1 rRNA gene is annotated in these 302 nt (G+C 58.6%); it reads left to right on the top strand.

Annotation, left to right across the window (positions count from 1 at the left end):
- The first annotated feature begins 173 nt into the window (after nt 1-173).
- A 5S ribosomal RNA gene (gene rrf / locus FEF27_RS13250) occupies nt 174-290 on the top strand.
- The last annotated feature ends 12 nt before the right edge of the window (nt 291-302 follow it).

Raw genomic sequence — 302 nt, 5'->3', positions numbered from 1 at the left:
GGGGGCCAGGCAAACACGCTGCAGCATTCGTGTTGAAGTGTTCTATGTGCTACGCGTCCACTATGCGGTTCTGAAACAACAACAGACCACACCAGAAAACCACATATCCGCACCACCCAAGACTTACCCACCCCCACCCCTGTGAAGGGGGTGGGGGACGGGGTTGAAAGAGTTACGGCGGTCATAGCGTGGGGGAAACGCCCGGTCCCATCCCGAACCCGGAAGCTAAGACCCACAGCGCCGATGGTACTGCACCCGGAAGGGTGTGGGAGAGTAGGACACCGCCGGACACAACATAAAGA

It is taken from the genome of Nesterenkonia sphaerica (genome assembly GCF_005771565.1).
In the GTDB taxonomy this organism is placed as follows: domain Bacteria; phylum Actinomycetota; class Actinomycetes; order Actinomycetales; family Micrococcaceae; genus Nesterenkonia; species Nesterenkonia sphaerica.
Note: the sequence above shows the minus strand (reverse complement) of the source record. Positions and strands in the feature narration are given on the sequence as shown.